This is a genomic window from Sphingopyxis sp. (genome assembly GCF_035565275.1).
In the GTDB taxonomy this organism is placed as follows: Bacteria; Pseudomonadota; Alphaproteobacteria; order Sphingomonadales; family Sphingomonadaceae; genus Sphingopyxis.
In genome coordinates, this window is record NZ_DATMST010000175.1 from 55,161 (window position 1) to 63,854 (window position 8,694).

General features: G+C 65.4%; 8 protein-coding genes and 1 pseudogene. 6 read left to right on the forward strand and 3 right to left on the reverse strand.

The window, feature by feature from the left end; all coding sequences use genetic code 11:
- Positions 1 to 40: 40 nt before the first annotated feature.
- Positions 41 to 490, forward strand: coding sequence for a peptidylprolyl isomerase (locus VN047_RS12525; RefSeq protein ID WP_325543149.1), 450 nt, complete (start codon positions 41 to 43; stop codon positions 488 to 490).
- 33 nt (positions 491 to 523) lie between these two features.
- On the opposite strand, the gene VN047_RS12530 is transcribed toward VN047_RS12525, so the two are convergent.
- Complete coding sequence (locus VN047_RS12530; RefSeq protein WP_325543151.1) at positions 524 to 1,660, reverse strand: nitronate monooxygenase; 1,137 nt, start codon at positions 1,658 to 1,660, stop codon at positions 524 to 526.
- A gap of 95 nt (positions 1,661 to 1,755) precedes the next feature.
- Between VN047_RS12530 and nadC the strand changes: the two genes are divergently transcribed.
- The 3 genes from nadC to VN047_RS12545 all read left to right on the forward strand — a co-directional run bounded on the left by nadC (position 1,756) and on the right by VN047_RS12545 (position 3,632).
- The gene (gene nadC / locus VN047_RS12535; RefSeq protein WP_325543153.1) at positions 1,756 to 2,604 is read left to right on the forward strand and encodes a carboxylating nicotinate-nucleotide diphosphorylase; all 849 of its coding nucleotides are present in this window, start codon (positions 1,756 to 1,758) and stop codon (positions 2,602 to 2,604) included.
- Positions 2,591 to 3,313: a ribonuclease T2 family protein gene (locus VN047_RS12540; protein ID WP_325543155.1), complete on the forward strand. Its 723-nt coding sequence runs from the start codon at positions 2,591 to 2,593 to the stop codon at positions 3,311 to 3,313. Before nadC ends, VN047_RS12540 begins: the two co-directional genes overlap by 14 nt.
- Before the next feature lie 94 nt (positions 3,314 to 3,407).
- On the forward strand, positions 3,408 to 3,632 hold the full coding sequence (locus VN047_RS12545) for a hypothetical protein (RefSeq protein WP_325543157.1): 225 nt from the start codon (positions 3,408 to 3,410) through the stop codon (positions 3,630 to 3,632).
- Positions 3,633 to 3,815: 183 nt separating this feature from the next.
- Here VN047_RS12545 and VN047_RS12550 read toward each other — a convergent pair whose 3' ends face one another.
- Entirely contained in the window at positions 3,816 to 4,124 is a 309-nt protein-coding gene (locus tag VN047_RS12550; RefSeq protein WP_325543159.1) for a DUF952 domain-containing protein, read from the reverse strand.
- Positions 4,121 to 6,793, reverse strand: a complete 2,673-nt coding sequence (gene gyrA, locus VN047_RS12555) for a DNA gyrase subunit A (RefSeq protein WP_414712702.1) — start codon at positions 6,791 to 6,793, stop codon at positions 4,121 to 4,123. The genes VN047_RS12550 and gyrA overlap by 4 nt, the downstream gene beginning before the upstream one ends.
- Positions 6,794 to 7,098: 305 nt before the next feature.
- On the opposite strand from gyrA, the gene VN047_RS12560 reads away from it, so the two are divergent.
- Positions 7,099 to 8,313 carry a hypothetical protein gene (locus VN047_RS12560; RefSeq protein WP_325543163.1) on the forward strand — a complete coding sequence of 405 codons (1,215 nt, stop codon included), beginning with the start codon at positions 7,099 to 7,101 and terminating at the stop codon, positions 8,311 to 8,313.
- A 58-nt stretch (positions 8,314 to 8,371) separates the two neighbouring features.
- Positions 8,372 to 8,694, forward strand: a pseudogene (locus VN047_RS12565) (hypothetical protein); the annotation flags it as partial.

An 8,694-nucleotide genomic window follows, 5' to 3' on the forward strand; every position in this document is an offset into this window, starting at 1 on the left:
CCCCGCTATGGCACCGCCAACCCCAATGCAGGAGCATCTTATGTCCGACCAGACCCTCACCCTTACGCTTTCCACCGGCGATGTCGTCATCCGCCTGCGCCCCGATCTGGCACCGCAGCATGTCGAGCGCATCACGGGCCTCGCGAGCGAAGGCTTTTACGACGACGTGGTTTTCCACCGCGTGATCCCGGGCTTCATGGCGCAGGGCGGCGATCCGACGGGCACCGGTATGGGCGGTAGCCCGCTGCCCGACCTGCCGCAGGAATTCAGCAGCGAACCGCATGTCCGCGGCGTGTGCTCGATGGCGCGTGCGCAGAATCCGAACAGCGCGAACAGCCAGTTCTTCATCTGCTTCGACGACGCACGCTTCCTCGACAACCAGTATACCGTCTGGGGCGAAGTGATCGAAGGCATGGACAATGTCGATGCGCTGCCCAAGGGCGAGCCGCCGCGCGAACCCGGCAAGATCGTCAAGGCGACCGTCAGCTGATTTGAAAATCCCCGCTTCGGCGGGGATTTTTGGCTAGTCCCCGATAAAATTGTTGAGCCGCTCGCAGGCGGAGACCCAGTCCTGCTTGAACTCCTGCACCACCTGTCCGGCGCCCATCGCCTCGTTCATCAGGCCAACGCCCTGGCCGACCCAATAGGTTGCGAGCGCCTTTGCCCCCTCGTGGCCGCCTTCGGACAATTTATCGACCTTGCGCAGCGCGGGTTCGCTGACGAGCGACTGGAGCGGCATCGGGAGCGGTTTCGGCGCGCCTTCGGCTTCCCACGCGTCGGTCCATGGCGAGCGAAGCTGGCGTGAGGGTTTGCCGGTGCGGCTTTTCGACCGCACCGTGTCGCGCGATGAAGCGGCGAGCATCTTTTCCTTCACGACGGGGTTGGTTTCGGCCTCTGCGGTCGTCAGCCAGACCGACCCGGTCCACGCGCCGTGCGCGCCCATCGCCATCGCCGCCGCCATCTGGCGGCCGGTAACGATGCCGCCGGCAGCAAGGATCGGCGTGTTTGCACCGACGGCTTCGACCGCCGCCGCCACCTCGGGCACGAGCACCATCGTCGCGACTTCACCGCAATGCCCGCCCGCTTCGCCACCCGCGACGACGAGGATGTCGACGCCTGCGCGAACCTGCGCCAAGGCATGATCGGGCGTGCCGACCAGCGCGGCGACCGGGACACCATGCCGCCTGCCGAGGTCGAGCATCAGCGGCGGGGGCACCCCGAGCGCGTTGGCGATCAGTTTGATCGGGTGGCGGAAGGCGACTTCGAGCAGCTTCGCGGCGCCATCCTCGTGCATATTGTCGCCGAAGCTCTGGCGCGTTTCCATCGCTGCTTCGAGCCCGTCGGCATCGACGTCGAACTTGCCAAGCAGGTCGGCGGCGAACCTGAGGTGCGTTTCGGAAACTTTTGCGGCACCTGCCGATGGCACATCGCCCTTGCCGGCGAAGCTGTTGGGAACGATCAGATCGACTCCATAGGGAAGCCCGCCGATATGCGCGTCGATCCATGCCAGCTCTTCTTCAAGTCGGCCGGGCGGCAGCGCGGCGGCACCGAACACGCCCATCCCGCCCGCTTTCGACACCGCGACAACGACGTCGCGGCAGTGCGAGAAGGCAAGCAGGGGGAATTCGATGCCGAGCATCGCGCAAATCGGTGATTGCATGAGGGCCTCTCCATTTTCCTTATTTGCACCATGTCAGCGCTAGTTGACGTAAACGTCAAGTTGATTTGCGGGGGGCGCCGTTTATCGCGGTACGCATGACCCGGTTTTTACTCCCCGATTTCGACCTGAATGCCTTTGTTCTCGCCACGCTGGCCGAGGATCTGGGCGCCGGGGGCGACATCACCTCGATGGCGACGATCCCCGCCGACGCGCGTTTTGGCGGCACGATGGACAGTCGCGACGCGATAATCGTTGCCGGTCTGCCGATCGCGGAGGTATTCTTTCGCGCGCTCGAACCCGCGATGGAAATCGAGATACTGGTCGAGGAAGGCGCACAGGTTGCTGCGGGCAGCGACCTGATGCGTCTCTCGGGCAACGCGCGCGCGATGCTGACCGCCGAACGATCGGCGCTGAATACCGTGCAGCACCTGTCGGGGATCGCCACGATGACGCGCCAGTATGTCGATGCGCTGGCGGGCACGGGCGCGACGCTGCTCGATACGCGCAAGACGATCCCGGGCCTGCGTGTGCTGGAGAAATATGCGACGCGCATGGGCGGCGCGAAGAATCATCGCATGGGGCTGTGGGACGCGGCGATGATCAAGGACAATCACGTCGCGGTCGCGGGATCGGTCGAGGAAGCGGTCCGCCGTGCGGTCGCGGCGGAAATCGCGAACATCATCGTCGAGGTCGACCGCGTCGAACAGGTCGAGCCGGCATTGAATGCCGGGGCGACGCACCTGCTGCTCGACAATATGAGCCTCGACGAGCTGCGGACATGCGTCGCGCTGGTCGGCGGCAAGGTGCCGACCGAGGCATCGGGCGGCGTGCGGCTCGACACGATCCGCGCGATCGGCGAGACCGGCGTGACCTATGTTTCGGTCGGGCGGCTGACGCAGTCGGCGCCGGCGGCCGACATCGGGCTCGATTTTGCGCTGGCCTAGCATCGCGGTCGCCGGACTGCTGTTCGTGCCGACCGTTGCGGAGGCGCAGGCCCTGGCGTGCAGCATTCCCGATCGCATTCCGGTCCCGCGTCTCGAACAGCCCAGACGCGGCGAACCCGTTCGCAAGCCGAAGACGACGGGCTATCTGCTCAGCATGAGCTGGTCGCCGCAGCATTGCGCCGATGTCCGCAATCCGAAGGACGTGCGCGACCGCTTCCAGTGTTCGGGCGAGAACGGCCGTTTCGGCTGGGTGCTGCACGGGCTGTGGCCCGAGACCGATAATCGGGGTTATCCGCAATGGTGCCGGCCGGCGAAGATCGTGCCGCAGCCGGTGCTGAGAAAGCACATGTGCATGACGCCGTCGGCGCAGCTGCTCCAGCATGAATGGGCGAAGCACGGGACGTGCATGAGTCCGGACCCCGCGGCCTATTTCCGGTCGGCGGAGATATTGTTCCGCGCGGTGCGGTTTCCCGACATGAAGGCGCTGGCCGCGAAGCCGCAGACAGCGGGAAGCATTCGCCGCGCGTTTGCCTCCGCCAATCGCGGGATTTCGGAACCGATGATCGCCGTGTCGAGCGACCGGCAGGGGTGGCTCGGCGAGGTGCGGCTTTGCCTTGGCCTGCGTATGAAGCCGCAGCGGTGCAAGCCGTTTCAGGCGGGGGCGAAAGACGGCCGCACGATACGCATCCGTCCGATGCCTGCGGGGTAACCTGGTCCCGCGGACCCGTCCCGCCGTGGGACGGCCCCGCGTTAACGCTCTTTTAACCTTATCGACTCGTTAACATCGTCCTAGCTTCGGCTTCATGGACCCGGACGATCATATCGACATTCGCCGCCGCGTTCGCGCGCATGGCGCGCGGCAGCTGACAATCGCCCGGCTGAGCGCGCCCGAAGACTGGCAAGGCGAACTCCGCGCCGCGCTCGCCGCGCATCGCGAGCCCACGACGATCTTTTCGAACAACGACCTGCGATTGTTCCTCCAGAGTTTCGCGATCGTCTTTACCGCGACGATGATGTTTTTGATCTGAAGGGTCGGTTTCGACCGATATTAGCCGTCGCCCCCGCGAAGGCGGGGGCCGCCGGAAGCATAGCGCAAGGCCGATTGCGGCCCCCGCCTTCGCGGGAGCGACGAGTCAGGAAACCACCCCGTTTAGGTCATTCACATTTTGAGTGGTCTGGCGGGACCAAGTCCGGCCAAGAAGCCAAGCATCCTAGTCCCGCCGTTGCAGGCTCACCACCGCATGGATCGGCAATTCCGCATAGATGTGCGGGAAGAGCTCGCCGCCGCGTGCCTCTTCCCAGCGGATACTGTCGCCGAGGAGAAGCAAATCCACCTCGGCGATCATCAGACAGGTCTGGCCCGCGAAATGTTTCGCGATCGTGCCTTCGAGCTGCTCGGCGGTCGACAGGTGGATATAGCCGTCGGCGATATCCACCGGTGCGCCGCGAAACACGCGTTCGCGCTCGAAATCGGCCCATTGCTGCTGGGTCAGCACCTTGAAGGCCGTCGATGCAGTCATTCGGGCGCCGCCTCGATCGGGGTTTCGGCTTCGGGCGCTTGACCCCCATCGCCTTCGACCTCTTCCTCGTCGCTTTCCTCGATCAACGCTGCCGAGACGACATGTTCGTCCTTGGCGACGTCGAACAGGCGCACGCCCGCCGAGCCGCGGCCGATGACGCGCATCGAATCGAGCCCCATGCGGATCAGCTTCGCCTGATCGGTCACGAGCATCAACTGATGGACCTTGGTTGCCGGGAAGCTGGCGACCACCGGACCGTTGCGGCCGATGTTGTCGATGTTGGTAATCCCCTGACCACCGCGCCCCGTGCGGCGATATTCATAGGCCGACGACAGCTTGCCATAACCATTGGCGCAGATGGTCAGGATGAACTGCTCGCGCCCTGCGAGTTCAGCCATTCGTTCGCCATCCAGCGTCGGCTCGTTTTCATTGTCCTTCCACGGCGCGGCGCGCAGATAGGCTTCGCGTTCCTCGCTGTTCGTGCCGACACGGTGCAGGATCGAAAGCGAGATCACCTCGTCGCCGTCGGCAAGCCGCATTCCGCGGACACCGGTCGAATTGCGGCTCTGGAATTCGCGGACGTCGTCGCCGGCAAAGCGGATCGCCTTGCCCTGACGCGTCGCGAGCAGCACATCGTCGCTTTCGTCGAGCAGCGCGACGCCGATCAGGCGATCGTCTTCATCCTCGCCTTCGAACTTCATCGCGATCTTGCCGTTCGAGGGCACGTTGGTGAACGCGTCCATGCTGTTACGACGCACGCTGCCCTTCGCGGTTGCAAACATGACGTGCAGCCTGCCCCATTCGGTCTCGTCCTCGGGAAGCGGCAGCACGGTCGAGATGGTCTCGCCCTGCGCGAGCGGCAGCAGGTTGATCATCGGACGGCCGCGCGTTGCGGGTCCGCCTTCGGGAAGGCGCCACACTTTCATGCGGTACACCTTGCCCGCGGTCGAGAAGAAGAGCACCGGCGTGTGCGTCGAGGTGACGAACAGCTCGGTGACGACATCCTCGTCCTTGGTCGCCATGCCGGCGCGGCCCTTGCCGCCGCGGCGCTGGGCGCGGAAGGTGTCGAGCGGAGTGCGCTTGATATAGCCATCGAGGGTGACAGTGACGACCATCTCCTCGCGCTCGATAAGGTCCTCGTCGTCGATGCCGTCAGCGGCGGGCGCGAGCAGCGTGCGACGCGGGGTCGCGAATTCCTCGCGCACCGCGACCAGCTCTTCGCGCATCACGCCATAGAGTTTGACGCGGTCGGCGAGGATCGAAAGCAGTTCCTCAATCTCGGTCGCCAACTCACCGAGTTCCTTGCCGATTTCGTCACGACCGAGCGCGGTCAGACGATGCAGGCGCAGGTCGAGGATCGCCTTCACCTGGATTTCGGAGAGGCGGTAGGTCGCGCTTTCCTCCATCTCGCCCTCGATCGCTTCGACGAGGCGGATGTAGGGGGCGATCTCGCCGATCGGCCATTCGCGCAAGAGCAGCGCTTCGCGGGCGGCGGCGGGCGAGTTCGAGCCGCGGATGATGCGGACGACTTCGTCGAGATTGCTGACCGCGACGACGAGACCGAGCAAGATGTGCGCGCGGTCGCGCGCCTTCGCGAGTTCGAACTTGCAGCGGCGGGTGATCACTTCCTCGCGGAAGGTGATGAAGGCCGAAAGAATGTCCTTCAGCCCCATCATTTCGGGGCGCCCACCGCGGATCGCGAGCATGTTCGCGGGGAAGCTCGACTGCGCCGGGGTGTGACGCCAGAGCTGGTTGAGCACGACCTCTGCCGTGGCGTCGCGCTTCAGCTCGATGACGACGCGCACGCCCTCGCGATTCGATTCGTCGCGAATGTCGGCGACGCCTTCGATGCGCTTGTCGCGCGCCGCCTCGGCGATCTTCTCGACGAGGCCCGACTTGCCGACCTGGAAAGGAATCGACGTCAGAACAATCGATTGGCGGTCGTTCCGGCCTTCCTCGATGATGTGCGTCGCGCGCATCATGATCGAGCCGCGGCCCGTGGCATAGGCGTTGCGCGCACCGCCCTGGCCGAGCATCATCGCGCCGGTCGGGAAGTCGGGACCGGGGACGATCGCCATCAGTTCCTCGAGCGTGACCGGTTCGCCGCCTTCGAGCTGGCGGTCGATCATCGCGAGCGTCGCGTCGATGATTTCGCCGAGGTTATGCGGCGGAATGTTGGTCGCCATGCCGACTGCGATACCGCCTGCGCCGTTAACGAGCAGGTTCGGGAAGCGTGCCGGGAGCACCGTCGGCTCGTCGCGGCTCGCGTCATAGTTGGGCTGGAAGTCGACGGTATCCTTGTCGAGATCGTTCAGCAGCACCATCGCTGTCTTGGCAAGGCGCGCCTCGGTATATCGCATCGATGCCGGCGGATCGGGATCCATCGAACCGAAATTGCCCTGACCGTCGATCAGCGGCACGCGGAGCGACCAGTCCTGCGTCATGCGCGCGAGTGCGTCATAGATCGCGCTGTCGCCGTGCGGGTGATAATTGCCCATCACGTCGCCGACGATCTTCGCCGATTTCTTGTACGGACGGCCGGGGACAAAGCCGCCTTCCTGCGCCGCGTAGAGGATCCGGCGATGCACCGGTTTCAGGCCGTCGCGCACGTCGGGCAGCGCGCGGCTGACGATCACGCTCATCGCGTAATCGAGGTACGAAGTCTTCATTTCGTCGACGATATTGATCGGCGAAACGCCGTCCTCGGACGGCTGCGCAGGCGTATTTTCTTCGGTCAAGACCCGGCCTTTTTCTGCTCTTTCGGGAGATGGATCCGGTCTAGCCGATGGGGGCGGGAAAGGCCAGCGATTCGGTCCTTTTCCGGCACTTTTTTTGCGCCCGGAAAAGGTACGAAAAGCGCGGGAAAATAAGGTGAAGGCGTGACGTCAAAGTGCGCCGTTGCGAGGGCTTGCCAATCGCTTCGCCGGCCCTAAAGCTGCGCGTTGATGACCGCTGCAGAAAAATACCGGCGCCGATGGCCCTGATTGCGCTGGCCGGCGCGTCCGAAACGCTGCCCGACGGGTCGCTTCGCGCGCTGGTTACCGTCGCGGGCGAGACGCTGATCGAGCGGCAGGCAGCGCGGCTTGCCGATGTCGGCGTGACGCATATCGCCGTCGCGGTAGCGGCGGTTCCGTCCGAGTTGCTCGCGACATGTGACCGCATTCGCCGCCGCGGCGTCAGGGTGACCCCGGTGCGGATGGCGGCCGACCTGGTGCCGCTGGTCGAAAGCGACGATCGCATCATCCTCGTCGCCGATGGTCTGCGCGCGGGCGGGACCCACTATGCCGCGATCGCGAAGCCCGGCGCGCCGGCGATCCTCGTCACCGGAGATACCCCGCTGACGCAGGGTTTCGAGCGGATCGACGCGACCCGGCGCTGGGGCGGGCTGGCCTGCATTTCGGACACGATGGTTGCGGATCTTGCCGCGATGCCCGGCGAATGGGACATGATGCTGACCTTGCTGCGGCTCGCGGTGCAATCGGGCGCGCGGCGGCTCTATTGCGAGCCGGCGCTGTTCGAGCAGGGCGAGATCGCGATCGTTTCCGACCGTCCGACCGCGGCCCTGATCGAGCAATCGAGCCTGCAGCAGGTGGAATATGGCGGCATGGGCCTTGGCCGGTCGGCGATCATGATGCCGCTGATCCGGCTGGCGGGGCCCTTGCTCGTCAAATCACCGACCACCGCGCGCTATCTGCCCTATATCACTGCATTGCTGTGGATCATCGTCGCGTTGCTCGCGGCGAGCGGCCTTGCGGCGGCGGGGGCGCTCGCCGCGGTTATCGGAGGCCTCGGCCTCGCGGCGATGCGCTTTCTGTCCGCATTCCGCGCCGAAAGCGCGGCGCAGGACCGGACGCGCGAAGTCATCCGGACCTTTGCCTGGGTGCTGCTCGCGATTTTCCCGTGGCTGCTGTCGCTTGCCGGGCCGGGGCACAGGATGCCGCCATTTTCGGAAGCCGCGCTTGCGCCTTGCCTCGCCGCCGCGATCCTGCTGGCGCGCTGGCTGTATGAGGATTCGGGCGAGCGCCGGCGTTTCCACTGGCTGCTGCCCGATGCCGACCAGGCGTGGATCATGCTGGCGCCGGCATTGCTTTTCGGCTTCGCGCCGTTGATGTTTGCGATCCTGCCACTGCTCGCGCTGCTCCAGATACTGCTCTGGCTAAGGCTCGCGCGGCGCCCGGAGGCGCGGTAAAACAAAGGTCTGGAAGGTTTAAGGCCTATTAACGCCATGCTGTTATTGGCGGGTGTGCATGAGTGATTCCACCTCCTCTCCCGGCATCGGTCCGCGGTCGCCAACGCTGGCGGCGCGCCTCGATGAGCTGGCCGGCTATCTGGCGGCGCCCGTCGCTGGCCGGTTGACCGAGGAGCAGCGTGCGCTGTCTTTGGGAATCGCGCGGCGGCTGGTCATCGATGTCGCCGCGCGGCTCGACCCGGCGATCGATTCCGGCGCATTATGGGCCGAGTGGCTGCGCCGCGGATTGCCGCACGCCGACCGGCTCGCCGCTATCTGTTTCGCGCGCGCCGAAGAGCATCGCTGGCGTGAGCAATCGGCGCAGCGCGCAAGCGCGCCGCC

Bases quoted from the DNA above. Each gene is read 5' to 3' on its own strand.
- gyrA (WP_414712702.1), bottom strand. From the start codon at position 6,793: ATGAAGACTTCGTACCTCGATTACGCGATGAGCGTGATCGTCAGCCGC.
- VN047_RS12560 (WP_325543163.1), top strand. From the start codon at position 7,099: ATGGCCCTGATTGCGCTGGCCGGCGCGTCCGAAACGCTGCCCGACGGG.
- VN047_RS12545 (WP_325543157.1), top strand. From the start codon at position 3,408: ATGGACCCGGACGATCATATCGACATTCGCCGCCGCGTTCGCGCGCAT.
- VN047_RS12550 (WP_325543159.1), bottom strand. From the start codon at position 4,124: ATGACTGCATCGACGGCCTTCAAGGTGCTGACCCAGCAGCAATGGGCC.
- nadC (WP_325543153.1), top strand. From the start codon at position 1,756: ATGACCCGGTTTTTACTCCCCGATTTCGACCTGAATGCCTTTGTTCTC.
- VN047_RS12530 (WP_325543151.1), bottom strand. From the start codon at position 1,660: ATGCAATCACCGATTTGCGCGATGCTCGGCATCGAATTCCCCCTGCTT.
- VN047_RS12525 (WP_325543149.1), top strand. From the start codon at position 41: ATGTCCGACCAGACCCTCACCCTTACGCTTTCCACCGGCGATGTCGTC.